The sequence below is a fragment of the Bradyrhizobium sp. SRL28 genome (genome assembly GCF_018596315.1).
Taxonomy (GTDB): domain Bacteria; phylum Pseudomonadota; class Alphaproteobacteria; order Rhizobiales; family Xanthobacteraceae; genus Bradyrhizobium.
The window spans coordinates 257245-282227 of sequence record NZ_JAHEAG010000005.1 but is presented as its reverse complement, the minus strand read 5'-3'; the positions used below and the strand labels follow the sequence as shown (position 1 = coordinate 282227).

Here is a 24983-nt window from a genome sequence, read left to right as displayed (position 1 = left end):
TATATAGTGCGACATCGTACTAATTAGTCTAATCTGGTTCCATAACAAGAAGCTGCCGGCCGCGCACCTTTGCCCCGAAGCAGGCTTCAAAACAGGGGGAGAAGCAACCATGCGCAACATCGCACTGGCACTTTTGTTGGCGACGGGCACGGCGCTCGCTGCGCCCGTACCCGGCTTGGCGCGCGACGCGGTGGTCGCCGCGGCATCATCGCGTGCGGGGTTCGACACCGAGAAACTGAAGGCCATCACGAGATGGTTGCAGGCCGACGTCGACAAGGGCAGAACGCCGGGCGCGGTCGTGCTCATTGCCCGTGACGGTCAGGTGGTTCTTCACGAGGCGATCGGATGGGCGGACAAGGACAAGAAAGTCCCGATGCAGCGCAGCACCGTTCATGCGATTGCCTCGTCGACGAAACTGATCACCACCGTCGCCGCCCTTCGGCTGTTCGAGCAGAACAGATTGCAGGTCATGGCGCCGATCGCGCTCTACCTTCCCGAGCTCAAGGACCTCAAGATCGAGAAGAAAGACGCCAGCGGCAATGCGACGTCCGAACTCGCCGCCCCGACGCGCCAGCCGACGGTTCACGATCTGATGACCCATCGCGCCGGCTTCACCTATTTCTTCTTCCCGCTTAATCCGCTGCGCAGCAAATACAAGGAACTGGGCATCGATCGCGTCGACAACATGACGGCCGACGAGATGCTGCAGAAGCTGGCGACATTGCCGCTGGCTTTCTCGCCGGGCACCTCCTTCGAATATTCGATCGCTCAGGATGAACGACACCACGTTTCACGTTCAAGGTGACGCTGTCGCACGCTACGCGCGGCCGCTGCCGACGGACCCCGACATGTGGGTGTTCGACTGGCTGAACGTGACGCGGGCGCCCAAGCGGTTTTCGGGTGGCGCGGGCATGGCATCCACGACAAGCGATTACTTCCGGCTGCTGCAAATGCTCGTCAATGGCGGAACGCTCGACGGCAAGCGCCTGCTCTCGTCGATGACCGTTCGATGGGCACTGGCCGATCAGATCGGAACGATGCGGGGCGTCGCCCACCCGGGGGACGGCTATTCCTGGAGCCTGGTCAATCCGGTCAGGGTGAGCGCCGGCGGCGCTCCGTTCCAGGGTAACGTCGGCGACCTGTTCTGGGGCGGCATCACCGGACCGCGCTACTTCGTCGACCCGAAGGAAAAGCTGGTCGGTATCGTCTTCGTGCAAGGCCCGTCGATCCGCGCCGCCTATCATGCCGAACTGAGGTCGATGGTCTACGGCGCGATGATTTCGAGCAAGGACGACAAGTAGCAGCCGAACGGCAGCAAGGGCAGAATGGATTTCTACGTCCAGTGCTTCAAAACGATACGCAAGGAATGCAAAACCCCGGCACCGATGCCGGGGTTTTGTTTAAGCAGACGGTGCGCATGGCCGGCACTGCGCAGTGAACACCGACGCCCGTCGCAGCGTCGCGCTGAAAAATTCGCAACGTCACGCTGAAGGAAAGATTTCACGCTCGTGGAGATATCCCTGTTATGCACATGGCACCGTAAATATACGATGGTGTGTGTTGACAATCTCAAAAATAATTTTCGCGAGAGTCGCAAACCGAACCGACAGTCCGACTTCTCCTGGCGCAAAGTAACGTCGGGGCTGGATCAAGGCTCATCCAAAATCTGATCGAACACGGAGCGCGAGCTCTCGTGACGCTGGCGAGCGTCGCGGAGAATGCTTTCGCTTGAGAAAGGTAATGTTGCGTGAGTGAAAGTGAAATGAAAGTGACAACGAACGGAACCAGTGTTTTGGGGATGCCACTGTTGGACTTCTCGAAGATCGCCCTGCCTGGTATCGGCGGCAACGAGCAGGTTCTCGTCCGCGCACGGGAAGGCTTCGAGAAGGTGAAGGCCGCGTCGGAGGAGATGACGGAAGCGCTGCGCGAGACCTATTCGAACAACGCCAGAAGCGCGACCGACTACGGGCTGAAGGTGTTTGAAATCTCAAACGCCAACGCAGGCTCTGCGCTCGATTTCTTCATCCATCTCTGCGGCAGCAAGTCAGCGAGCGATGTTTTTACCTTGTCCGCGACGCAAACGCGCAAAGCGTTCGACACCGCTTCCGACCAGAACAGGGAATTGTGGGCGCTTACCCAGAAGCTTGCGAGCGAAACGGGTGAGCCGATCAGGAAGCACTTCAGCAAGGTTCTCCACCAGGCAGGCTAAAAAGCCCGCTCAATTAACGTCCAAGGTTCGTTTGAGGAGGGATCCGGCCGGTAGGAATAAGCCCAGTAGCGAGCATGAGCCCCACTGCCCCATGCTCGATCAGACAGGTGCGCGATGCCCCCCCAAGTAACCCGCACCGACAAGAGGCGAACACCAACCGGCCGGTGCTTTTCTGCAAGAGGCAAAAAAATTTTCCAGGGAGGGCGACATGGGTATGGTCATGGTGAAGTGTCCGCAAACCGGACACGCGATTCCCACCGGCATCCAGACTGATCGTGAGAGCTTTGGGCGCAGTGCGGTGTTTTTCTCGCGCACCCGTTGCCCGATTTGCCGCGCCGATCACGCCTGGTTCGCGCGGGAAGCCTGGGTCGACGAGCCGAGCATCCGGGTCCGGTACCGCGGCGCGCTGGCGTAAGCATCGACATAGATCAGGCTGTCATCGCGATGGGGGCACACCATGGCGCGAATGCAAATATCGGCTGAAACATCCACCTGGCTGCTGCAGGCCAAGGACTTTCTTTACGAAGCACGACGGTTGAAGCCCGGACCTGAGCGCAATGATCTGCGCCAGACGGCGAAGGTGCTGCGAGAGATTGCGAGGCTCGAGGCGGCGGCTTCCGGGTCGGCACTCGGCCGAGATCGGCGGCAGAGAACCGGATCGGACGGTGAATCCGCTGTTTGATGCGGCTCTTCGGAAACGCCGCAGCGGGGGAAGGTCGAGCGGTTGCGCCGAAACGCGCTCACACGGTACCGCCTGAGCCGATTCCTGGAATGCGCCGATCCTCGGGCGGAGCCGCCGCGCGCGATCGGGCCAAACTCGTCGCGAACATCTCCTCGACTTCGAGATGCATGACGTTGTGGCATTCGCACGCTGCCGCCGCGAGCCGCGCCGGGTCGATCTCGATCAGGCCTCGTCGATCGGACCTGATCGCTCCACGCGCGCGCAGATTGCGCATCAGAAGCGTCACGGTCGTACGTCGCACACCGAGTATTTGCGAAAGCGCCTGCTGGGTGAGCGGGAGCACATCATGGTCGACGCGGTCGCGAAGCTGGAGCAACCAGCGAGCCATACGCGCTTCGACCGGGTGAAGCGCGTTGCAGGCCGAACCGAGCTGAAGCTGCTTCAGCATCGCCTTGACGTGAATCTGGACCGCGTGCCGTATCGCAGGGCTCCGGTTGAAAGCGCTGTGAAATCGCGATGCGGGTATCCGGGCGGCGGTGCCGGCCGCACGAACGACCGCGGTATTGTCTGCAGACGACGGCCCGAGCACCGAAAGAATACCTACCGCCCCTTCGCGCCCGACTGCGGCGATGGCAACCGTATGCCCGTCCGCCATCTCGATCATCAGCGAGATGGCGCCGCTATAAGGGAAGAAGACGTATTCGATCGCGTCGCCCGCCCGCGAAATGACCGCGTCCTGATCGAGCGCGATCACCTCGAGCTCGGGCCTAAGCAGGTCGAGATCCGATGCCGGCAATGCAGCAAGAAGGCGATTACCTATTCCCGCAGGAGGCGTCACTGCGGGGAACCCGCGGTGAGGCGTCCGCGACCATCGCTATTTGGAGCGTCCCGGAACGGCGGCCTGAACATGAGCTTAAATCTGCCCTCTCTACACACATTCACTGAAACAAACTCGAACTCTAATAAAATCCAAACCCTCGGGCGCGAGGCGAACTGCTCGCGGGGTCTCAAGGAGTTAGATGCAAATGGGCCTCCGGACGCAACCGCAAAATACGCATGGGTAACACCGTAAGCTTACGGGGCCGTGCGGTTCCATTTCCGGCGCACGGCAAGCCGATTAGCGCTTGAAACGGCGTGCTTCTCAATGCGCGGCGCAGCCACGACGAGATCCGCGTCCAGCGTTGCGCCGCTGGCGTTGTAATGCAGCCACTAGTGTCGCGCTATTGCACCGCCGTGCCGATCCGCCCGTAACGGATGACAGGCGGCGTGCCGTTGCCGCCGGCGTCGAGGGAGAAGATGCCGACGTGACCGATGACATTCTCAACCGGAATGTGTTTGCCTGGGGCGCCTTGCCAAGCATTCTGCCGTCGATGGCCTGAGATACTCTCATGATTTCGCCTCGACGAATTGTCATTCCCTGCAGCATTCCGCTCATCAGTGAAGGGCCGCCCGTAGGCGACCCTTGCTGTTACGCGTTCTCCGCGGGCTTGAGGCGGACCAGCTTGGTGAGCAGGGCGTCAAAACCCTGCCCGTCACCCGCATGAAGGTCGATCCGACCGACCTTCTCCACAAGCCGCTCCAGCGACTCCAGCTCCTTGAGCCGCAGCAGCAGAGGGTTCTCCTCCATCAGCCTGGCGGTGTTCAGGAGCGAGCGCGTCGCCGCGGTCTCTTCCTGCCGGCGGATCAGGTTTGCCTTCGCGACCCGCTCCGCCTCCACCACCTTGTTGACGAGCTCGCGGATCTCGCCGGGCAGGATCACGTCCTTTACGCCGAGCTCCGTGACCTCCACACCGCTGTCTGCGACACGGTCGCGGACGTAGTCCCGCAGCTCCGCGTCGAGTGCTGCCTTCGCCGACAGCACCTCGTCGAGCGTGCGGCCGGCAACCGCTTCACGGATGGCGAACTGCACCAGGCGGTACAGCCACGCATCCACGTCGGGCACGGCCGCGACCACGCGCTCGGGGTCGACGATCCGGCGGAATGCCGTCAGGGTCACACGCAGCGCGATGCGATCCTTGGTCAGCATTTCCTGCGCGGTGATCTCGACCGCCTGGGGACGCAGATCGAGGCGCTTGACCTCGATCTTGCGGCCGGCGATCCAGAAGGCGTGTCGTCCGGGCGCAAGCCGCTCCAGCAACCGGCCCTCGACATAGAGCAAGCCGGCCTCGTGGTTCTCGACCACCGCTTCCGTCACGATGGTGGGACGGTTGCGCTCGATCATCGCCAGATGGCGCGCGGTCACGCGGGGATCGTTGGTCACGTCGATGCGCTCGACATCGACTGACGTCGCGACCTTCCAGTAGACGCGCGCCTGCCAGGGCGTCATCAGGTGCACGGGACGGCCGTCAAGGCTGACGATGGCGATCTCGTTCGCCTTCGTCTCCACCGCCTCGAACAGCTCGGCAGCGAGATCGGGCCGCGCGGCCTTCAGCACGGCATAACGCTCCGCGGGGAATTCAGCGCGAACGACGCTGAAGATCTCCGCCGTCAACTGACGCCGCAGATCGAACAGCCGATGACGACCGGGTTCGAGCACGCGCTCGAGCCTGCCATCGCGCGTCAGCAACGCGCGCTCGCCATCCTTCACCGTCAACGTCTTCATCAGCAAATGCCAGGTCATGGCACGCCTCCATGGTTTGCCCTCCGGCCCTCGCAGGGTCGGAACGCGGGTTTCGTTTTGCAAGGACGTGAGGACGCGGACGACGCTTCCTGAAAGCTCGGCGGGCCGGGTTTCAGCCTGCGCGATGACGGGCGCACGCGCGCGATCGCCCGACATGTGTCGAGCGGTCGAACGTTGCCACCCGGCATCAACGCAAGCGGTATCCACCGCGGCGCAAAGCCGGTCTCACAGTGTCTTGGTTCGGACGAAAAGCCTTGCGGCAATACGGCCGGACTGCGACTGAAGCGCGCGTCCGGTCCACTTCAATGGGAATCAGCTTTTTAGGCTGAACCGGAGCGGAGCGGGATTCGAACCCACGACCCGATGATTATGATTCATCTGCTCTACCCAACTGAGCTATCCTTTGTGGTGCCATAGACCGGAATCGAACCGGCGACCTTCGGGTCACCCCGACGCTCTACCGCTGAGCTACTATCGCGTCTTCACCTGGCGGAACACGAAACCGGAAACCGGCCCGCGCCAGTCGGGATCACAACGAGCCCGAACCCATGGCCAAAGCGAAGGAGCGGGTCAATAAACGAAACATCTTTCAGTTGCAAGAGCGCTGAGAAGATTTTTTCGTGATCGAGGAGATGCTGTGTCTTCACCATCACAGCGTTAACCGAGCTTCGTAGGGTGGGCAAAGCGAAGCGTGCCCACCATTGTCGATGCGGCGATCCGGATAGATGGTGGGCACGCTATCGCTTTGCCCACCCTACGGCTTACTGAAACGCGACTTCGGCAAAGCTTCTGAGCTTGCGCGAATGCAGGCGCTCGGATTCCTGGTGCTTGAGCCGTTCGAGCGCCTTCAGGCCGATCTCCAGATGTTGACCGACGCGTCGCCGGTAGAATTCGCTGGCCATGCCGGCGAGCTTGATTTCGCCGTGCAGCGGCTTGTCGGAGACGCACAGCAAAGTGCCGTAGGGGACGCGGAAGCGATAGCCGTTGGCGGCAATCGCCGCGGACTCCATGTCGAGCGCGACAGCACGGGATTGCGACAGCCGTCGAATGACCGACGGGCCACTGATTTCCCAATTGCGATTGTCGACGCTAGCGACCGTTCCGGTGCGCATCACCCGTTTGAGCTCAAAGCCGGTCAGCCCGGTAACCTCGCCGACCGCTTCCTCGAGCGCGACCTGCATCTCGGCAAGTGCTGGGATCGGGACCCAGAGCGGCAGCTCATGGTCGAGCACGTGATCCTCGCGGACGTAACCATGCGCGAGCACGTAGTCGCCGAGCCGCTGCGTATTCCTGAGTCCCGCGCAATGCCCCACCATCAGCCAGGCGTGCGGCCGCAGCACCGCGACGTGGTCGGTGACGTTTCGCGCATTGGACGGACCGGTGCCGATGTTGATCAGGGTAATGCCGCGATCGCCCGGCTCGACGAGATGAAAGGCAGGCATCTGTGGCGCGCGCTCGGGCGTAATCCCGGTCGTGCCGCCGCCAAGCCGCGCATTGCGCGTGATCGCATTCCCGGGCGCAACAAAGGCATCGGGGCCGATCTCGCCCGATGCGAGACGGTGCTGGCACAGTTGCACGAAGGCATCGACATAGAACTGGTAGTTCGTGAAGATCACGTAATTCTGGAAATGCTCAGGATCGGTGCCGGTGTAGTGATAGAGCCGGCGCAGCGAGTAATCGACCCGCGCGGCACGGAACAGGGACAGGGGTTCGGGTGCTCCGGGGGGCAGCTCAAACGTGCCGTCGGCGATCGCATCGTCCATGGCGGCAAGATCGGGCGTATCGAACACGTCGCGCAGCGTTCGCGTAAAGGCCGAGCTGTCGGCAATAGTCAGCGCCGCCTCGATGTTGATGTCCCGCCGATAGGCGAAATGAATCGGAATAGGCTCGTTCGACTCGCCGACTTCAACCGGCACGCCGTGGTTCTTGACCAACAGCTCGATTTGCTCGGTGAGATAGTTGCGGAAAATATCCGGGCGCGTCACGCTGGTCTCATGCACGCCCGGCCCCGCGACGAAGCCGTAAGCGAGACGCGAATCGAGCCGCGCATGGGTCGCGGTCGTCATCCGCACAAGCGGATAACAGGCTCGCACGCGCGTCGTGAACGCCCTGCCATTGACATAGGCTTCAAAGCGATCGCGAAGGAACCGGGTGTTGCGCTCGTAGATCTCTTCGAGACGGGCAACGGCCGCGCCGGCATCGACGAATGCTTCGGTCGCGAAGGGCGGTGGAGTTTCGACGAGCATTGCGGAACACATGTCGCTTCACGCCAGATTGGTTGTCGAACGGAGACTCACTCTGGATCAGCAAATATAACCACAATCGAGTGTCGTTCCAGACACGTCTGAGGTCGTACTCAGAAGTATCCCGTCGTCCCGGGCTTGACCCGGGACCCGTAACCACAAATGCCAAGTGTTGCGAGGCGCCTGGTTTGCACCATGACAGGTTTGCGCCATCAGGCGCACGAGAGCAGCGAGTCCCGCTACTGGACCTTCGCCAGCACCGCGAGGCGGCGGATGCCCTTGTTCTTGTAGGCATCGAGGAAGGCGTAATAGTCCTTGAAGGAGACGCAGCCGTTGGACTGGCCGCTCGGCCCCAGCATGTAGCTATGCGCGAGCAATCCGTCGCGGCCATAGATTTTTTCCTCGCCGCCGATCGGCGTCAGCCGCAGCGCCGGCACGCCGTGAAACAGCGCCTCGCGCGGCTTCAGTTCGTAAATGTGCGGCGGCGTCACGCCCTGCATCCGCACATGCGAATAGCGTACGTCATCCATCTTGGAGCCGAGCCCCGAATGCGCCTCCAGCCTGGTGCCGTCGGGCAGATACACCGTCTTGGCGGCGATATCGTAGACCGCGGTCTGGCGGTCATAGGGCGGCGCGCCGCCCATCATCGGGTTCTGACTTCGCGTATCGATGATGCTGCCGGTGACGCTGGCGTCGGCGGAGGCATAGGCCAGGAACCCTCCAGCCGCCGGCTGCTTGCCCCACAGCTTTTCGACCATGGTCTGCTTCTCGTTGGAAGCAATCGACATCACAGCGGCCTTGGCGCGCTGCGCCATGTCGCGAACGGAAGAGCCGGATGCCTTCGCGGTCTTGTCGTCTGCCGTCTTGGCTTCCGAAGTCTTGGCCTCAGCCTCCTTCGGCGTCGTGGCCGGAACGTTCAAGGCGAGCTTGGTGGCCGGTGCGGAAACTTTCGGTTTCGGCGTCTCAGCAGGCTTCGACGCCTGAACGGCCTTCGGCGCTTCGGCCGGCGGCGAAGCTTCCGCCAGCTTCGTCACTTCGACGGGCCGGGAGCCAACAGACCTGGACGGCTCGCCTTGCGCCGCCGACGCTGCGAACCGTTCGTTGAACATCAGCGAAGAGGCGACGTTCTCCGGCGCGGGCAACACCAGCGGGCGTTGCTCAAGCGAGGCGAATATTTCGTTGAAAGCCGGCTGCACCGGACGAGCGGCGACGGTGGTCGGGTTCTTGACGACGGGCGCCTCGAAGGCGGCGCTGTTCACGGATGGATAGACGTTGGCGCCGAACACTTTGGTGTAAACGGTCCAGGCGCAGCCCAGCACGAGCCCCGCGACCGCGACGCTGCCGAGGAAATATTGGGGAATGCCTTTACGGGAGGATTTCCTGCGGTTGTGAGCCGCAGGGCCGAACGCACGCCTACTTTTACTCATTCACACAACGCCCAGAACAATTCCACCAAGTCCCCCATTGATGCCGCGTCCGGAGACGTTCCCTGCAGCATCTCGCAGAGGCACAGAGCGTCATTAAGGCGACTTTTAGTTAAATCCGGATTAAACGCGGGCGGATGTAAGGCAGGCTCAAATCCATGGAACTATTGAGGAAATTATCCCCGTAATGATGCGAGGAATGGTCCCAATTAGGGACATCCGGCGTGAAGTCGCACCGGGTGTCCCATAACGGGCCAAGTTCGGCCTCAATCCTTGAAAGGATCGAACTCGTTCTCGCCAGCCATGGCGACCGCGAACGGGCGCAGCGTGTGCTGCACCCTGATCGAGCGTGCGTGCTCGGCCAGCACCTCCGGCAGCCGGCGATAAGCCATCGGACTTTCATCGAGGTCAGCGCCTACCAGCGTGACGCCACGCGATTGCAACCAGGCGTCCATCTCGGCCCGCGTGAACCGCCGCTTGGCCTCCTTGCGGCCAAACAGGCGGCCTGCACCGTGCACCGTCGAGTAGAGCGAGGCCTTTGCCTCCTCGCTATCGACGCCTTCAACGATGACAGCGTCGTCGCCCATCGATCCGCCGATGAAGCCACGCTGGCCGGGAAATGCCGGCGTTGCGCCCTTGCGCACCACCCACAAATCCTTGCCGCCATGGTTCTCCCGCCACGCATAATTGTGGTGGTTGTGAACCATGTCGGTGACTTCGCCACCGATGATCCTGCGCACGCGCTCGATCACCCATTCGCGACCGGCATAGGAGTAGCGCCCAGCGAGTTGCATCGCCGCGATGTAACGGCGCCCGATCTCGCTGTCCTCATCGATCACAGCGGGCGGCACGTTCATGCCGTCCTTGCCGCCCGCGGCCTTGAGGTAGCGGGTCGCGCTGGTGTGCCCGAGGCCGCGGCTGCCGAAGTGAACGCCGATCCAGACGAAGCCCTCCTCGTCGCGCAACAGGTCGACATAGTGGTTGCCCGATCCGACGGTGCCGAGTTGCGAGACCGCCTTCTGCCGGTAAGCGCCCATATCGGATTCACGCCACGCATCGGCGTCGTCGAACAGTGCATGCTCGACCCGCTCGTCATTGGTGCGTCCGACGCCGAACGAGATCACGTTGTGCACGTCCTTGATGATCGTACCGACGTTGCCTTCGATCTGGCTGAACGGCGTATCGAGGCGCACGGCCATGTTGCCGCAACCGATGTCGAACCCGACGCCGGAGATGCTGATCTGCTTCTCATAGGCAATCACGCCGCCGACCGGCTGGGCGTAGCCGAGATGGCCGTCCGCGCAAATAACACCGGCGACCGCGTTGCCGACCGACATGCAATTGCGCATCTGCGCGATCGTCGCGTCGTCATGCTTGCCGAAGATTTTCAGCGGGCTGTTCTGGTACTGCGCAGCCTGCGGCTGGAGCGCGATATCGGCGGCAACGGACTGCACGTCGCGCGCAAGCTTCTCCTTGCGCGCGGCGTCACGAAACAGGCACCACGTCGGCATCGGCCGCTGGCCGGGCCGATCGATCTTCGCGTCGGGGTCGAGCCCGGCTTCAACGGCCAAAGCCCTGGCGCGCTCCTGGTAGGGATCGGATCGCATCTCACTCTCCTTCACTGCATTACTTCATTCCGAAGGCCGTTCAGGACTCCGGAGTGTCCTATGTCAGTCGCGACACAGGTCGGGTGGGTTTGCAGGCAGGGAGGAATTACAAGGTCGAGCTTGCCACGAATGGCATACCGCGGATCATTCCCTGCCTCGACGGCAGAGGGAGACCCACTGCCGCGTTACGCTGGTAGATTGCCTTGGCGGTACGATTGACCAATCGGATACACGCCAATGGCACACGTCAAAGCACGACCATGCCGGACGACCGGCTGGTCTGCATAACGTGAAGCATTGGTGTCTATACGAAGCATCGTCTTTCCATTGATCGGCGGAAGCGCGCGATCACATACATCATATCGGCTTATGCCGCGCGTGAATCAGAGTTCAGTGCAATCTGGGAGCTCCCCAATTGGTAGACGCCCATAAGGAACTTTTCGCAACTACTCAATCAGGCGCTTGGCCGCTCCGATGAAGCGAGCACTACAATCCCGGTGATCTCGCCGCCCAAGCCTTGGTGGCCTGGCAGCTTTCCATCGCTCGGGCGTAGGCAGGGCGTGCCGTCGTGCGGGCGAGATAGTCCCGCTCGGTAGAACCGGGGACGTAGTTGCCAGTTCGCAGGCCGAGCAGGAGGGCGTAGCTCACCGAGATATCGGCAGCGGTGAATCGGTCGCCGGCGAGATAGGGGCAATCCGCGAGGCGGCGGATAACCAACCCCAGCCGGCTCTCGAAGGTCTCGACTGCCCAACAGGTAACCCGGGCATCTCGCTCGGCTTCGGGCGCCAGTTGGCGACCGACCAAGACGGCGTTCATCGGCCCGGCGAGCCCGGCCTCGCCTAAGTGGAGAAATTGCAGATAGGAAGCGAAGGCGGGATCGTCCGGGGCGACGGCAAGCGAACCTGAGCCGTGGCGGGCGAGCAGGTACTCAAGAATCGCGATCGATTCGACCATGATCGTCTCGCCGTCCTGCAGTGCGGGAATGAAGCCGGCGGGGTTGATCGCGAGGAAATCGCGATCATTCTCGTCTGCCAGCAGATCGACCGGGCGCAGCCGATAAGCCAATCCTAATTCCTCAAGCAGCCAAACAACACGGAAGCCACGACCTTCGCCATAGACGGTGAGCATAGTTAAGCGTTCCTGGATTGGGCTGGATATACTAACTCGCAGAGCTAAGCCGGTCGCGCAATGGACTATCGATGGCGCATAATGCGCTCAGGGCTTGGCGCATATTCGTCATCCTACAGCGCGGGCCCTGCCCACTTCATGGGTTCACGACCTAGTAACTCAGCCGTGGATACCAATCCTTGCCGCGCCCTTCGGGCGTGGTGTCGAGGATTGTCCACAGCGGATCGATGTCGGGTGCACCGCGCGGATCCTGTCCGGGATCGGCGGTCGATGGTCCCATTTCGCCGGACCAGAAATGGCGGATGCTGCCGTCGCGGCGCGTGAACACGTTGTAGCCGGGGACGTCCGCATCCGCGGCGCTGACGTAATCGCGCGTGAATTCACCGGACGGGTCCGAATAGACCCGGTGCCGCGTCCAGCCGCGCGCCTTCTTCGCCTCGATCAGCCGCGCGATCGGCGAGCGCGCCACGAACACAAAGGCCACGCGCTGTTCGACATCGGGCAGCTTTGCTTCCCAGGTGCTCATGAAGGACGTGCACATCGGGCACGGCTGCTCGCGCTGCGGTCCGAACATGTAGCTGTAGATCACGAGCGTCGGCTTGTTGCCGAACAGGTCCGACAAGGTTGCCTTGCCGCCCTCACCTTCAAATTCATAGTTCTTCGTCACCGCCCCTCCCGGCGGCAGCGCGCGGCGCAATTCGGCGACGCGTTCGATGTGGCGACGCAGTTCGATCTCCTCCGCCAGCAATTGCTCGCGGGCACGGCGATATTCGGCGCTCTCGTTGGGAAAGCGCACGCTGTTTCCGCGTGCGAGTTCGGTGGCGGGTTTCAGTACGGAACCGGACATGACATGACCTCGGCGTTGGTTGCTCGGTTACAAGACGTTCCACACCTCATGGGTCCGACAGCCACGGGCAAAAAAATCGGCCTACAACCGCCGTTTCCGTCCGTTTTCGGGCCAGTTTCCTCGGATTTTCTGCATGGGAGCCATCGCCGAACCTTAACCGCCGGATGAAGACATATTATCGGCTGCCGATGGCCTTGCACTGGAAGTCGGCCCCTTGATACGGTACCGTATCAGCCACGCCTGTTTCGCCCGTACCGCGAAGGGAGGCTGCCATGACAATGCTGGCACGCGCCGGAAGTATCGCTATTGCAAGCATCGCTATTGCGAGCCTTGCTATTACAAGCCTTGGCCTCCTCGGTGGACATGCGTTGGCCCAGCCAGCGAAACTGGGCTGCACGTCCGCGCCGACGGCCCAGGAAACGCAAACCCTGCAATGCCCGACGGCGATCACGATCGTGGCCGAAAGCGGCGCGAAGTTCGAGCTCGGGGATCGCAACCGCGACGGCCATGTCGATTCCGTCGAACTGAGCAATAAGGCCCTGCTGCTCGAAGTGCCGAAGAAGCCGGGCCGTGTCAGATTCAACGTGGTGACGCCGCAGGCAATCGCTGCGGTGCGCGGCACCAGATGGGCGGTGGACGCCGAGGGTGCAAAGACATCGGTCTTTGTCGTCGACGGCCGCGTCAGCGTCGCGCGATCCGCCGGCCGCGGCAGCGTCGTACTTGGCGCCGGTGACGGTGTCGATGTCGAGGGATCTGGCGAGCTGATCGTGAAACGCTGGCCGCCCGCGCGCGTTACGGCCTTGATGGCAAGATTGGGACAATAGAAGTCAGGCGAATGAGCCACCGACGTCTTCATATTCTGGCTGCGTTGCTCTGCACGGGACTCTGGGCAGGCGCGATATGGCTCGGCCATTCGAGCGGCCATTTGCGTTTTCTCGACCGGCTCGAGTCGGCATTATCAGATGCGCGAACGCTGGCGCGCGGCGTAAAGGCACCGCCGGACCTCGTCACGATCGTTGAGATCGACGACGCCGTCGTCAAGCTCAGCGGCACCTATCCGCTGCCGCGTGCGGAGATCGCCAGGATCGTCGAAGCGATCGCGCGGCTGGAGCCGAAGGTGATCGCGGTCGATCTCCTGCTGGTCGACAAAGGAGCCGCCGACGGCGACGCGGCGTTGGCGAAATCGTTCGCGGCGCGTCCGACCGTGCTTGCGGCGGCGGCGGTATTTCCGAACACCGTTCAGCCTTCCGCGGAAGACGACGGGCCGCTGGCCCGCCTGCCGAAGGCCGACCGCTTCCTGCTGCCGCTCCCGGCCTTTGCCGACCGCGCGGAAGTCGGCATCGCCAATGTGGCGACGGGCCAGACCGGCACGCCGCTATCGGTCCCGATGCTGTTCCGGACACGCGACAGAATCGAATTGTCATTTCCGCTTCGCGTCGCGTCCGTCGCGATCGGCCAGAAGCTGACGATCGAGCCCGGCCGCCTGCTGTTCGGCGACCGGCCGATCGCGACCGCTTCCGATTATGCGCTGCCGATTTCCTATTACGGCCCGCGTCGCACCATTCGCACCGTCAGCGCCGCAAGTCTGATCGAGGGCCAGGTCGACAAGGAGGCCATTCAGGGCCGGATCGTCGTCCTTGGCGCGACCGCAACCGGCGCCGGCGATTTCTTTCCGACACCGTTCGATTCACTGATGCCGGGGGTGGAAATCATTTCCACCGCGATCACGCATCTGGTCGCAGGCGACGGCGTCGTGCGCGACGGGCCGGTTCGCGTCATCGAGGCCATCACGACGATCCTGCTCCCGATACTGCTGGTCGGTTTGCTGGCGTGGCGGCGAAACGCGGTTGGTCTGCTCACGGTCAGCGCGGTGATGCTGGCATGGGCGGCTGCGAATACGGTTGCTTTCGCGCACGGCATATCGCTCGACACCGCGACGACAATGGCCGCGGCAGTGCCGCCGGTCGTCTTGTTCGGTTCGTTGCAACTATGGTCGGGCCGGCGCAGCGCACAGCATCTCGCCGTCCAAAACAGGCTGCTCGAACAATTCCAGACGCCGGGCCTGCAGGAATGGCTGACGCGCGATCCTGACTTCCTGCTGGCGCCGGTCAGGCAGAATGCTGCCGTCGTGTTCGTCGACCTGTCCGGATTTACCTCGCTCAGCGAAACGCTCGATCCGGATGCCACGAGGGGGCTATTGAAGGAGTTTCACGCCCTGGTCGACAAGGAAGTGACGCGGTGCGGCGGCATGATCACGAGCTTCCTCGGCGATGGCGCCATGATCCTGTTCGGCTTGCCGGAGGCTAAGCCGGATGACGCTGCGCGCGCGGCGCAATGTTCGATCGCGCTCTGCGTCAAGACCGAGCGCTGGATTGCGGCGCTGCCACCGCCGATCGGGTTGCGGATCGGATTCAAGATCGGCGCGCATTTCGGACCGATCGTCGCTTCCCGGCTCGGCGGCCGCAACCATCAGCACATCACCGCAACCGGCGACACCGTAAACGTGACGAGCCGTTTGATGGAAGTGGCAGCCCGCCACGATGTCCGATTGGCGCTGAGCGATACGTTGCGTATCGCGGCGGAGCGCATCGGCGCCCGGCTGAAAACCGGAAGCCTTGCCGGCCCCGTCGAGACGCAGATTCGCGGCCGATCAGGCTCGCTTACGGTCTGGCTGTGGCGGGGTGAACATCCCACGACGGATCAACGCGGGCATCCCGACGCCGCTGAGTGACCGGCCGCGCGCTACTGCAGTTCCGGCGGCGGCGTGCGGGCGAGCACCTCGCCCTTCGGCCCTTCCAGCACATCGAGTGCATAGGTCTCGATCACCAGCGGACCGCGTTTGCGCTGGACCTGGCCTGCCCGTTCGATACGGGCAAACCTGTCCTTCAGATAGGGCGTATCGCCAAGCCACGCCTCATATACATACAACAACTTGCCGGCGAGCTGTGCCGCATCAGGTTCGGGCATGTTGATCCAACGGATGCGCTGGCTGGGCTGCGCGACGCAGGTGCCCTTCGGCAGATGGAAGGCGAGCCAGGCGGTGGTGCCGTAATCCGACGCAAGCACGCATGTTGCGCCGACGCGCGCCCTCACCGCCTCAATTCCATCGGCCGTTTCGCGCCAGCCGACGCCGACGCTGCGCACGGTGGCATCGCGGCGATAGCCTGACAGCATGCCCGTGTTGGCCTGCACGACCAAGAGCACGAACATCAGGACGCCGCCCGGCACCGCCCAGCGCCGGCAGAAGTCGGCCAGACGCTGCCAGCGCGGCTCCCATTCGACCAGATGCGCGGCGACGGCGGCGGCGATCGCAAACGCCGGATAGACCGGCGCAAACCAGTTGGCCTCGACGCGGGCATGGAGCGAATGCCAGACAAAATAGGCGACGATGACCCAGAACGTCGTATTGACGAGCACGCGCGCAGGCAGCGCGCCGGCGCGTCGGCGGAACAGCGCGTAAAGCCCCATCGCGCCGAGCATCCACACCAGCGGCGTCGCGAACGCGATCTGCGTCGGGATCAGTTCGGCGATGTAGACCGGGTGGAAATCCTCGATCCTCGCCCGCCCCATCTGCTTGATGAAGGAAACCCAGCCGTGCCCGGCGTTCCAGAGAATGACCGGCGCAAACAGCAGCATCGCGACCAGCCCGCCGAGATAAAGCCAGGGCGAGATCAACCAGTGCCGCAGTTTGGGAACGGCAACCAGCCAGATCAGGATCGCCGGTCCGAAAAACAGCGCGGTGTATTTCGACAGCAGCGCGCAACCGGCGGCGGCGCCGACCGCCAGCCACCACACGCCGCGGCCGGTCTGCAGCACCTTGGCGAGCGCAAACAGCAGGAAGCTGGAAGCCACCAGGAGCGGCGCGTCCGGCGTGACGATCATGGTGCCGACCGCGGCCATCAGCGTGATGTTCAGAAGGATCGCCGATGACGCGGCCACGCGCCGGCTGCCGAACAGGATGGCGGCGGCCTGATAGATCGCCCAGCTCATCGGCAGCGCCAGCAGGATCGAAACCAGCCGTACGCCGAACTCGGTATCGCCTGCGATCAGCGTGCCGAGCCGGATCACCACCGCGACCATCGGCGGATGATCGTAATAGCCGCCGGCGAGATGCTTCGACCACATCCAGTAATAGGCTTCGTCGAAGGTGATCGGCGTGAACGCCGCTGCGATCAAACGCAGCGCCACCAGCCCCAGGATCGCCAGACCCGTGTTGAGGGCAACGCGCGCCTCGTTCGGATTCATTCTGGAGCCCGCCCGCCACCCGTCATCCCCGCGAAAGCGGGGATCCAGTACGTCGGGAAGCCCGCGATCAATCCGATAGGCCGCGGCGTACTGGGTCGCCCGGTCAGGCCGGGCGATGACAGCGGAGTGTGAGCCGCGTACGTCATCCCATCACTCTTCACGCGAACCGGCTATCCACTTCGAAACGCTATTCGTCATCGCCTGCGCCAGACGAACAGTCCGGACATCGCGTAGTTCCAGACCACGCCCATCAGCGCGCCGGCAAGCCCCGCAAGCCACCAGATCGGTTCCTGGTCGAAGACCGCGAACGCGACGCCGACATTGGCGAGCAGTCCGACGCCGCAGACGAGATAGAACAGCAACAGGCCGCGCAGGATCGCAAATCCCTTCAGCCGCTGGTCGCGATAGGTGAGAAAATTGTTCAGGATGAAGTTGCTGGTCATCGCAATCAGCGCACCGGCGGCCTGTGCCTCCGCAAACGGCTCCTTGAAGATTTCGAGCGCGATGAACAGCGTCACGAGATGCACGACAAGGCCGGTGCCCCCAACCATTGCGAACAACAGGAAGCGCAGCGAGACCACGTCGTGCGTCAGCTTCGCCAGCACCAGGCCGAGGAAGTCCAGCGCCACCATGGAATCGAGCTTGCTCTCGCCGTGCTGGCGCGAACCGAAGGTGTAGGGAATCTCGACGGCGCGCAGCTTGCCCTGCGCGGTCGCAATGATGTCGAGCAGGATCTTGAAGCCCTGGGTCGAGAGCTGCGGCGCCAATTGCTCGAAGCGATCGCGACGGATCATGAAGAAGCCGCTCATGGGATCGGCGACCTCGACCTTCAGGGTGCGCCTGGCGACCTCGGTTGCAAGCTGACTGGCCCCCGCCCGCTGCTTATTGAAACTGTCGGCGCTGCCGCCCTCGACATAGCGGCTGCCGATGACGAGTTCCGCCTCGCCGCTCCGCAGCAGCGCGACCATCTTCGGCAGTTGCGTTTCATCGTGCTGTAGATCGGCATCGATGACAGCCGCATAGGGGCCGCCCGAGGCCAAAATGCCCTCGATGCACGCACCCGACAGTCCGCGCCGCCCGATCCGGCGGATACAGCGGACGCGGGAATCCTTCCGCGCCAGCGCCCGCACCACTTCCCAGGTCCCGTCAGGGGAATTGTCATCGACAAAGACCACTTCCCAGGCAATGCCTGATAGCGTGGCCTCCAGCCGCCGGTACAGCACGGTGACGTTGTCGCGCTCGTTGAAGGTCGGCACAACGACCGAAAGCTCAGGCAAACCGGCCTGCGACGGGGTTTCGGGGCCCGGATTGATGGCGTCATTCATGATCGCCAGCGTATATCCGCAGCCGCCCGACATGCCAAGGCGAGCTTCAGGAACGAGGTGACTGGACGGTGAAAAACGGGGGCGAAACCGACCCGGTATCTGCCCGACGCGGGCGAATTATTAGCCGCCGTCGGACCAGATCGGGGGCCTGCTTCGCTTGAAAATGCTCTGAAAATGCCAACGACCACGAACAGAGGGCGCGCGTACATCCGGCGCAGCCAAACTATTCATGGTCGTTCCAGCGCCGGAGCTTTGAAGCGTCAACGTCGCCGTTGATTACTAAATAGGAACGCCCGGGGCATTCCGCAAGGGGTGATCCCGCCCCCTCCTAGTTCGGCACTTCCCGAATCACCGGCCCGCGCGGGGCTGGCGCCGCAGGAACCGGCTGAAGCCCCGGCGCGGGTTGCTGGATGCTCGCCGGCTTGGCAGGCTTTCCGAACTGGCCGATCGGCCCGTAGGCGATTGCAACCACCATCACGATCGATGCGACGATGGCTCCCAAAAGACCGGCGACTGACTGCGAATTCATACTCAACTACCCCCTACGCCTGATCGGGAACTGATATCACGGAAAAAGCTTGTGAAAGAATAGTCTCGGCGTCAGCCATCGACAATGCCGGCTGCCGAAGCGGGCTCCAAAATCTCACCACGCGAGCGCCGCGCGACGGACAAGCAAGAACCGCGATTCCATCGCAAACATGACAGAGTCTCGACCTCCGGGTTGACAGGGAATAGGGGAAAAAGATGTCGACGACAGATGAGAACAAGCCGGCCGGGAAATCCGGACGGCGCAAGGGCAAGGGAGAGCGGCGCAAAAAAGCTGTTTCCCAGGAGAGTTTGCCTGCTAGCCCGGCGCCCGCTCAACTGCAAAGCCCGGATCAGGATCGGGAACTGCAGCAGCCGGAACCGGTTCACGCGGAGAGCCCGAAGGTGGATCAGCAGCCGGCCGTCGAGGAGCCTGTCGCTGCCGTCGTCGCGTCACCGGAACCGCAGCCGGTCGCTGCCCTATCGCCTTCCGAGCCCTCGCCCGCTGAGAAATTGTCGATCGAGCCGGCAGCTGCCGAACTTGCGCCGGTGAGTCTGCAGACCGTCGAAGAACCTGTCATTGCCGCCGCGTCGCCGCAGCTGACCACTGCGCCTTCCGAGCCCCCGCCCGCCGAGCCAGCGTCGGCCGCGCCGGCATCAGCCGAGCCTGCACCGGTGAGCCTGCAGACCATCGCAAATGCCTATCGCGACTACACAAGGAAATCGATAGAGGAGTTCGGATCGTTTGTCGAACAGCTCAGCGGTGTTCGCTCGCTCGACAAGGCGATGACGGTTCAGAGCGAATTCGTGAAGCGGGCCTACGAAACTTCGGTCGCCGAGTCGCAGAAGATCTGCGAACTCCACAACCGGCTTGCCAAGCAGACCCTCGACCCGTTCAAGGGGTTGACGGGCAAGGCGCCCACGACGCACGGCAAGCCCTGAGGTTCACGCGAAACTGATGTGGCGCAATTGGTGGAATTAGGAGGCTCCGGTTTTCCGGAGCCTTTTTTTTCGAGCGATCACGCCTATGAGCCTACCCTCTGGCTGCGTTTCGACGCCGGTCCGGCTCCGCGCATGTAATGCCGCTCAGGCCGATAGCGGCCGGCCCAGGCCCGCATGATCTTGCCGGTGAGGGTCGATATCCACTGGATGATGGCCATCGAACGGTCCTTTCGTCCTGCAATCCGGCAATTCACGCGCCAAGCTGGCCGGTCAGCCGCTCGTGGAACGAGGAGCTGCGCTGGTCGAGCCCGGTGAAGGTGACGGTGGCGCCATGATCGCGGTATTTGGTTTCGATCAAATCCAGCGCCGCGACGCTCGACGCATCCCAGATCTGGGAATGAGTGAGATCGATCAGGACGCGCTTGGGGTCGGCGCCGTAGGAGAAACGCTCGACGAGATCGTTGCTGGAGCCGAAGAACAGCGGCCCATGGACGCTGTAGCGGACCGACTGGCCGTCCTGGCTTACTGTGCGCTCGGCGCGAATGACATGCGCGACCCGCCGCGCGAACAGGATCATCGCCAGCATCACGCCGACAGCAATGCCGACCGCAAGGTTGCTGGTGACGACGGTCACCGCAACGGTCGTCACCATGACCAGCGTTTCGGGGATCGGCATCCGCTTGAACGTCGTCAGCCGGACGCTGCGCCAATCGATCGTCTTGAGCGCGGCGATCATCATGACGGCCGCGAGCGCCACCATCGGTATCTGCGCCATCAGGTCGCTGAGTGCGGTCACGAGCACCAGCAGTACGATGGCGGCCACCGCCGTCGAAATACGGGTACGGCCCTGCCCGATCTTCACGTTGACGACGGTCTGGGCGATCATCGCGCAGCCGCCGATGCCGCCATAGAATCCGGCGGCGATGTTGGCGATGCCGAGCGCCCAGGATTCCCTGCCCTTATGCGAGCGCGTGTCGGTCAGGTCATCGACCAGCTTGGCCGTCAGCAACGTCTCGAGCAGACCGACAAAGGCGACACTGATGGCGGTCGGCCAGATGATGCGCAGCGTGTTGAGGTCGAGGGGAACGGCAAAAGCAGTGATGCCCGGCAGGCCGGGCGCCATCGCGCCCTCGCCGCCGACATTGGGGACCGTCAGATGCCCGACGATCACGATCGTGGTTACCACGATGATGGCGACCAGCGGAGCCGGTACTGATGTCGTGATCCGCGGCATGACGAGCACGATCGCAATCGTCAGCGCGAACAGGGGATAGACCAGCCAGGGAACGTTGAAAATATGAGGCACCTGCGCGGCGAAGATTAGGATGCCGAGCGCATTGACGAAGCCGATCATCACCGAACGCGGGATGAAGCGCGTCAACCGCGCCAGACCGGCAAGGCCGAACGCGATCTGGATGATACCCGCCAGCAGGATGGTCGGCAGGATGTAGCCGACCCCATGGAGCTTCACCATCGGACCGATTACCAGCGCGATCGAACCGGCCGCCGCGGTTACCATGGCCGGCCTGCCCCCGAGAACCGACATCACGAGGCACAGCACGATCGAGGCGACCAGCGCCACCTTGGGATCGACACCCGAGACGAACGAGAACGAAATCACCTCGGGGATCAGCGCCAGCGCCGTGATGATGCCGGCCAGCGATTCACGAACGAACAGGTTCGGGGCGCGAAGAACCGCAGAGATCGACGGCGAATCCTCGAATTGCGATTGGGCAGCGGCGGGGCTGACGACTTGCATGGGCATATCCAGAAGATGTTGACGGCTTGCTCGAAACCGGTGGCGCGTCAGCCGCCCGGCGGTTTGCGGACGACACAGCGGAAGCCGATGTGACAGGTGGAGGAATCGACCGTTTCGCCCTGACGGGCCGACGGCCGGTAGCGCAAGCAGTAATTGGGGGCGCAGAGATGCGAACCGCCCTTCACCACGCGGCGCGTCGATCGATCGTCGCCGGTGTTCGGATGGCAGCAGGATTGCGGTGGCTGATCCGGCACGGCGTCATAAGGGCTCGACGTCCATTCCCAGACGTTGCCAACCATGTCGAACAGGCCGTAGCCGTTGGCAGGAAACGCGTCGACCGGTGAAGTGCCCTCGTATCCGTCCTCGTTCAGGTTCTCGTGGGGGAAGTGGCCCTGCCAGGTGTTTGCCAGAAACCGTCCTTCGGGATTGGCGGCATCGCCCCATGGATAGGCCTTGCCTTCGAGACCGCCGCGGGCGGCGAACTCCCACTCTGCTTCGGTCGGCAATTCCTTACCGCACCACGCCGCGTAGGCGAGCGCGTCCTCGTGGGCGATATGCACGACCGGATGATCGTCGCGACCGGCGATCGAACTCCCCGGCCCTTCGGGATGCCGCCAGTCTGCGCCGGGACGATATTCCCACCAGGCGAGATTGTTGCGCAGGCTGACCGGGCGATCGGGCTTAACGAACACCAGCGATCCCGGCACCAGCAGCGCAGGATCGGCGTCGGGATACGTCGCCGGATTCGGCGGACGCTCGGAATACGTGACGTATCCCGTCGCCTCGACGAACTTGCGGAATTCGGCATTGGTGACGGGGTAGATGTCGATCCAGAAACCCTCGACGAAGGCCGGACGGACCGGGCGCTCTTCCCGATAGAAGCTGTTGGAGCCCATCAGGAAGCTGCCGCCCGGAATCCAGTTCATGGATTCACGATTGACCGCGTCGGGCACCAGGCCCACCTTGGTTGGGCCAGAGAGAGAGCAGCAGCCCTCTCCCCGGCGATTGCCGGCTGCACCATGCGCGATCGTTTCCACTCTCGTCGGTGCAGTCATCGCATTCAGGCCTTGGCGTGTTGCTTGGGCACGAAATCGAGCGCGGCGCCGGGCGGAATCAGCTCCTCCTTCTTGGCGCTCTCCTCGAAATCCCTGATGATGCGTTGGGCGTGCTGCATCACCCACCAGCGCACGTACCGCTGATTGACGGCATCGCGCTCCTTCGGGTCTTCCTTTAGATGCGTGATGCGGGCAAATCCCAGCGCCAGTTCCGGATCGTGGAAGTGCTGCTGCCGCTTGAAGTTGATTTTGAAGTCCTTCCACTTCACGGCGTGCAGTTCATCCTTGAGCCAGACGATGCAGGACTCGCGGTTGGAGGTTTCCTGCTTGCCGAGGAAGAACGGGCTCTGGTCGACGCCGTCGATCAGCCGGTCGGCCGGCGCCTCGCAGCCGGTCATCGACAGCAGTGTGGTGAACATGTCGGTGACATGAACCATCTCGTTGCTTTCGACACCTGCGGGAATGCGGTTCGGCCAGCGGATCAACAGAGGCGTGCGGATGCCGCCTTCCGCCGAGCTGAAGTAGGAGCCGTCGAAGAAGCCGCCGGTGCCACGGCCGGCGAGATGATCCTCGGCGCCGTTGTCGCCGCACATCACGACGATGGTGTTGTCGGCAATGCCGAGTTCATCCAGCTTGTCGAGCAGCACGCCGAAGTCATGGTCGAGCATCAAGAGGCAGTCGCCCCAATCGCCGTTGGTGCTCTTGCCGACGAATTCATCGCGCGGGCTCATCGGGAAGTGCATCAGCGAGTGGTTGAAGTAACAGTAGAACGGCTTGTCGTCTTTGACGGACTTTTCCATGAACTTGATGGCGCGCTTCTGGTACTCGAGGTCGCAGGTCTTCTTGGTCTCCATGGTGAGCTGCTCGTCCTTGAGCGGCCAGGCCCCCTTGCCCTTGACGCCCTCATGCATGTGCGAGAAGCCGTCGCGCTCCGCCACGTAATGCGGATCGGTCAGCCACATGCATTCGTCATAGGTGCGCAAGGGGCCATACCACTCGTCGAAGCCGTGGTCGGTCGGAAAGCGTCCGTCCTCAGCGCCGATGTGCCACTTGCCGTAGATCGAGGTGGCGTAGCCGGCCTCCGACAGGATCGAGCCGATGGTGCGCTCCCACTTGACGATGCCGCCGCCATTGCCGCCGAGCGCGATGGTGTGGTTGCCCGAGCGAATCGGGAAACGACCGGTCATCAGCGCCGAGCGGGTCGGCGTGCACTGCGGCTCGACGACATAATGCGTCAGCTTGACGCCTTGCTTGGAGAAAGCGTCCATGCGCTTGGTATCGGCGCCGCGCAGAATGCCGCCGCCGTAGCAGCCGAGTTCGCCCATGCCGAGGTTGTCGACGTGGAAAAACAGTATGTTTGGTTTCCTTGCCATTGAATTCTCCGATCTGTGACGCAGGCGCAGGTCGTCGTTGACGCGCGCGTTTCCGTGCGTCTCTCCTTGGTTGATGTCGTTGATTGGTGTTTCGCGCCTATTCGGCCGCGACGTTCAAATTGTGTTAGAAGATTTCGCCCACTCCTTTCGGTCCCACTTTCATTCCGAAGCCTGAAAGGCCTCGATCCTTGATCTCGGGAGCCATGGCAGCCAGCGATTCCTCGCGGATCAGGCCCTTGAGCTCCTGCACCAGGTTCATGAATTCCGGCGTGTCGGTCATCTCGGCCCTGCGTGGACGCGGCAGCGGCACCTTGATTTCCGCCTTGATGCGGCCCGGCCGCGCGGTCATGACGTAGATGCGGTCGGAGAGGAAAATCGACTCTTCGATATCGTGCGTGATGAACAGCACCGAGATCTTGAACTGCTGCCAAATGTTGGTCAGGATTTCCTGCATCACGACACGGGTCTGCGTGTCGAGCGCTCCGAACGGCTCGTCCATCAGCAGCACCTGAGGACTAGTCGCCAGCGCGCGGACGATGCCGATGCGCTGCTTCATGCCGCCGGAGAGCTGGTCGGGATAATGGTTCTCGAACGAAAGCAGTCCAGCAAGATCGAGCAACGCACGGGCCGTGGTGTTGCGTTTACTTTGGTCGACGCCCGCCATCTTCAGGCCGAACTCAACGTTCTTGCGAACCGACAGCCAGGGAAACAGCGAGTATTGCTGGAACACCACGCCACGGTCCGAGCCGGGCTTGGTGATCGCCTTGCCGTCGAGCTTGGCCTCGCCGAGCGTCGGCTTGACGAAACCGGCGACGATGCTGAGCAAAGTCGACTTGCCGCAGCCGGAGGGTCCGATAAGCGAGACGAACTCACCAGGCTGGACGTTGAGCGACACATTCTCGACCGCTACGACTTTATTGTCGTTGGCGCCAAAGGTGACGCCCAGGTCGCGCACGTCGATAAAGCCCTTGTTGGTCTGAGCCTCTGCCACCGCCATTG

The 24983-nt window shown here is 62.8% G+C and carries 20 protein-coding genes, 1 tRNA gene and 1 pseudogene; 6 read left to right on the top strand and 16 right to left on the bottom strand.

Features of this window, described 5'->3' with window-relative positions; genetic code table 11:
• Positions 1-109: 109 nt before the first annotated feature.
• The 3 genes and pseudogenes from KIP88_RS46500 (at position 110) to KIP88_RS15000 (ending at position 2624) form a co-directional block, all read left to right on the top strand.
• Positions 110-1301, top strand: a pseudogene (locus KIP88_RS46500) (serine hydrolase domain-containing protein).
• Between the two features lie 506 nt (positions 1302-1807).
• Positions 1808-2209, top strand: coding sequence for a phasin family protein (locus tag KIP88_RS15005; RefSeq protein WP_214488684.1), 402 nt, complete (start codon positions 1808-1810; stop codon positions 2207-2209).
• Positions 2210-2417: 208 nt separating this feature from the next.
• Positions 2418-2624 carry a hypothetical protein gene (locus KIP88_RS15000; protein WP_214488683.1) on the top strand — a complete coding sequence of 69 codons (207 nt, stop codon included), beginning with the start codon at positions 2418-2420 and terminating at the stop codon, positions 2622-2624.
• A gap of 325 nt (positions 2625-2949) precedes the next feature.
• Here the strand turns inward: KIP88_RS15000 and KIP88_RS14995 are convergent, their stop codons facing one another.
• From KIP88_RS14995 to KIP88_RS14960, 8 genes are all read right to left on the bottom strand, one after another.
• Positions 2950-3729: a Crp/Fnr family transcriptional regulator gene (locus tag KIP88_RS14995; RefSeq protein ID WP_214488682.1), complete on the bottom strand. Its 780-nt coding sequence runs from the start codon at positions 3727-3729 to the stop codon at positions 2950-2952.
• A 630-nt stretch (positions 3730-4359) separates the two neighbouring features.
• A complete protein-coding gene (locus KIP88_RS14990; protein WP_214488681.1) occupies positions 4360-5511 on the bottom strand; it encodes a slipin family protein in 1152 nt (383 codons plus the stop codon).
• 406 nt (positions 5512-5917) lie between these two features.
• Positions 5918-5989, bottom strand: a tRNA-OTHER gene (locus KIP88_RS14985).
• A gap of 283 nt (positions 5990-6272) precedes the next feature.
• A complete protein-coding gene (locus KIP88_RS14980; RefSeq protein ID WP_374226466.1) occupies positions 6273-7769 on the bottom strand; it encodes an AMP nucleosidase in 1497 nt (498 codons plus the stop codon).
• A gap of 224 nt (positions 7770-7993) precedes the next feature.
• The gene (locus KIP88_RS14975; protein WP_214488680.1) at positions 7994-9181 is read right to left on the bottom strand and encodes a DUF2778 domain-containing protein; all 1188 of its coding nucleotides are present in this window, start codon (positions 9179-9181) and stop codon (positions 7994-7996) included.
• Positions 9182-9444: 263 nt separating this feature from the next.
• The gene (locus KIP88_RS14970; protein ID WP_214488679.1) at positions 9445-10785 is read right to left on the bottom strand and encodes an RtcB family protein; all 1341 of its coding nucleotides are present in this window, start codon (positions 10783-10785) and stop codon (positions 9445-9447) included.
• A 486-nt stretch (positions 10786-11271) separates the two neighbouring features.
• Positions 11272-11913 (bottom strand): glutathione S-transferase family protein, encoded by a 642-nt coding sequence (locus tag KIP88_RS14965; protein WP_214488678.1) that lies wholly within the window; start codon positions 11911-11913, stop codon positions 11272-11274.
• 151 nt (positions 11914-12064) lie between these two features.
• Positions 12065-12760 (bottom strand): DUF899 family protein, encoded by a 696-nt coding sequence (locus tag KIP88_RS14960; RefSeq protein WP_214488677.1) that lies wholly within the window; start codon positions 12758-12760, stop codon positions 12065-12067.
• Between the two features lie 272 nt (positions 12761-13032).
• Between KIP88_RS14960 and KIP88_RS14955 the strand changes: the two genes are divergently transcribed.
• Both KIP88_RS14955 and KIP88_RS14950 read left to right on the top strand, forming a co-directional pair.
• A complete protein-coding gene (locus tag KIP88_RS14955; protein ID WP_214488676.1) occupies positions 13033-13584 on the top strand; it encodes a FecR domain-containing protein in 552 nt (183 codons plus the stop codon).
• Positions 13585-13595: 11 nt separating this feature from the next.
• Complete coding sequence (locus KIP88_RS14950; protein WP_214488675.1) at positions 13596-15491, top strand: CHASE2 domain-containing protein; 1896 nt, start codon at positions 13596-13598, stop codon at positions 15489-15491.
• Positions 15492-15502: 11 nt separating this feature from the next.
• Here the strand turns inward: KIP88_RS14950 and KIP88_RS14945 are convergent, their stop codons facing one another.
• The 3 genes from KIP88_RS14945 to KIP88_RS14935 form a co-directional block, all read right to left on the bottom strand.
• A complete protein-coding gene (locus tag KIP88_RS14945; RefSeq protein WP_214488674.1) occupies positions 15503-17005 on the bottom strand; it encodes a glycosyltransferase family 39 protein in 1503 nt (500 codons plus the stop codon).
• Between the two features lie 194 nt (positions 17006-17199).
• The gene (locus tag KIP88_RS14940) at positions 17200-18330 is read right to left on the bottom strand and encodes a glycosyltransferase family 2 protein (protein WP_214488825.1); all 1131 of its coding nucleotides are present in this window, start codon (positions 18328-18330) and stop codon (positions 17200-17202) included.
• Positions 18331-18658: 328 nt separating this feature from the next.
• Positions 18659-18859: a hypothetical protein gene (locus tag KIP88_RS14935; protein WP_214488673.1), complete on the bottom strand. Its 201-nt coding sequence runs from the start codon at positions 18857-18859 to the stop codon at positions 18659-18661.
• Between the two features lie 596 nt (positions 18860-19455).
• On the opposite strand from KIP88_RS14935, the gene KIP88_RS48495 reads away from it, so the two are divergent.
• Positions 19456-19797 (top strand): phasin family protein, encoded by a 342-nt coding sequence (locus KIP88_RS48495; RefSeq protein ID WP_374226472.1) that lies wholly within the window; start codon positions 19456-19458, stop codon positions 19795-19797.
• A gap of 83 nt (positions 19798-19880) precedes the next feature.
• Here the strand turns inward: KIP88_RS48495 and KIP88_RS47870 are convergent, their stop codons facing one another.
• The 5 genes from KIP88_RS47870 to KIP88_RS14910 form a co-directional block, all read right to left on the bottom strand.
• Complete coding sequence (locus KIP88_RS47870; protein WP_283848513.1) at positions 19881-20015, bottom strand: hypothetical protein; 135 nt, start codon at positions 20013-20015, stop codon at positions 19881-19883.
• Between the two features lie 32 nt (positions 20016-20047).
• Positions 20048-21556, bottom strand: a complete 1509-nt coding sequence (locus KIP88_RS14925; RefSeq protein WP_214488671.1) for a SulP family inorganic anion transporter — start codon at positions 21554-21556, stop codon at positions 20048-20050.
• A gap of 47 nt (positions 21557-21603) precedes the next feature.
• Positions 21604-22482: a formylglycine-generating enzyme family protein gene (locus KIP88_RS14920; protein ID WP_214488824.1), complete on the bottom strand. Its 879-nt coding sequence runs from the start codon at positions 22480-22482 to the stop codon at positions 21604-21606.
• A gap of 134 nt (positions 22483-22616) precedes the next feature.
• Positions 22617-23984: an arylsulfatase gene (locus KIP88_RS14915; RefSeq protein WP_249790780.1), complete on the bottom strand. Its 1368-nt coding sequence runs from the start codon at positions 23982-23984 to the stop codon at positions 22617-22619.
• Positions 23985-24108: 124 nt separating this feature from the next.
• On the bottom strand, positions 24109-24981 hold the full coding sequence (locus tag KIP88_RS14910) for an ABC transporter ATP-binding protein (protein WP_214488822.1): 873 nt from the start codon (positions 24979-24981) through the stop codon (positions 24109-24111).
• Positions 24982-24983: the final 2 nt, after the last annotated feature.

Bases quoted from the DNA above. Each gene is read 5' to 3' on its own strand.
- KIP88_RS15000 (WP_214488683.1), top strand. From the start codon at position 2,418: ATGGGTATGGTCATGGTGAAGTGTCCGCAAACCGGACACGCGATTCCC.
- KIP88_RS14990 (WP_214488681.1), bottom strand. From the start codon at position 5,511: ATGACCTGGCATTTGCTGATGAAGACGTTGACGGTGAAGGATGGCGAG.
- KIP88_RS14980 (WP_374226466.1), bottom strand. From the start codon at position 7,769: ATGTGTTCCGCAATGCTCGTCGAAACTCCACCGCCCTTCGCGACCGAA.
- KIP88_RS14975 (WP_214488680.1), bottom strand. From the start codon at position 9,181: ATGAGTAAAAGTAGGCGTGCGTTCGGCCCTGCGGCTCACAACCGCAGG.
- KIP88_RS14970 (WP_214488679.1), bottom strand. From the start codon at position 10,785: ATGCGATCCGATCCCTACCAGGAGCGCGCCAGGGCTTTGGCCGTTGAA.
- KIP88_RS14965 (WP_214488678.1), bottom strand. From the start codon at position 11,913: ATGCTCACCGTCTATGGCGAAGGTCGTGGCTTCCGTGTTGTTTGGCTG.
- KIP88_RS14960 (WP_214488677.1), bottom strand. From the start codon at position 12,760: ATGTCCGGTTCCGTACTGAAACCCGCCACCGAACTCGCACGCGGAAAC.
- KIP88_RS14955 (WP_214488676.1), top strand. From the start codon at position 13,033: ATGACAATGCTGGCACGCGCCGGAAGTATCGCTATTGCAAGCATCGCT.
- KIP88_RS14950 (WP_214488675.1), top strand. From the start codon at position 13,596: ATGAGCCACCGACGTCTTCATATTCTGGCTGCGTTGCTCTGCACGGGA.
- KIP88_RS14945 (WP_214488674.1), bottom strand. From the start codon at position 17,005: ATGAATCCGAACGAGGCGCGCGTTGCCCTCAACACGGGTCTGGCGATC.
- KIP88_RS14940 (WP_214488825.1), bottom strand. From the start codon at position 18,330: ATGAATGACGCCATCAATCCGGGCCCCGAAACCCCGTCGCAGGCCGGT.
- KIP88_RS14935 (WP_214488673.1), bottom strand. From the start codon at position 18,859: ATGAATTCGCAGTCAGTCGCCGGTCTTTTGGGAGCCATCGTCGCATCG.
- KIP88_RS47870 (WP_283848513.1), bottom strand. From the start codon at position 20,015: ATGGCCATCATCCAGTGGATATCGACCCTCACCGGCAAGATCATGCGG.
- KIP88_RS14925 (WP_214488671.1), bottom strand. From the start codon at position 21,556: ATGCAAGTCGTCAGCCCCGCCGCTGCCCAATCGCAATTCGAGGATTCG.
- KIP88_RS14920 (WP_214488824.1), bottom strand. From the start codon at position 22,482: ATGAACTGGATTCCGGGCGGCAGCTTCCTGATGGGCTCCAACAGCTTC.
- KIP88_RS14915 (WP_249790780.1), bottom strand. From the start codon at position 23,984: ATGGCAAGGAAACCAAACATACTGTTTTTCCACGTCGACAACCTCGGC.
- KIP88_RS14910 (WP_214488822.1), bottom strand. From the start codon at position 24,981: ATGGCGGTGGCAGAGGCTCAGACCAACAAGGGCTTTATCGACGTGCGC.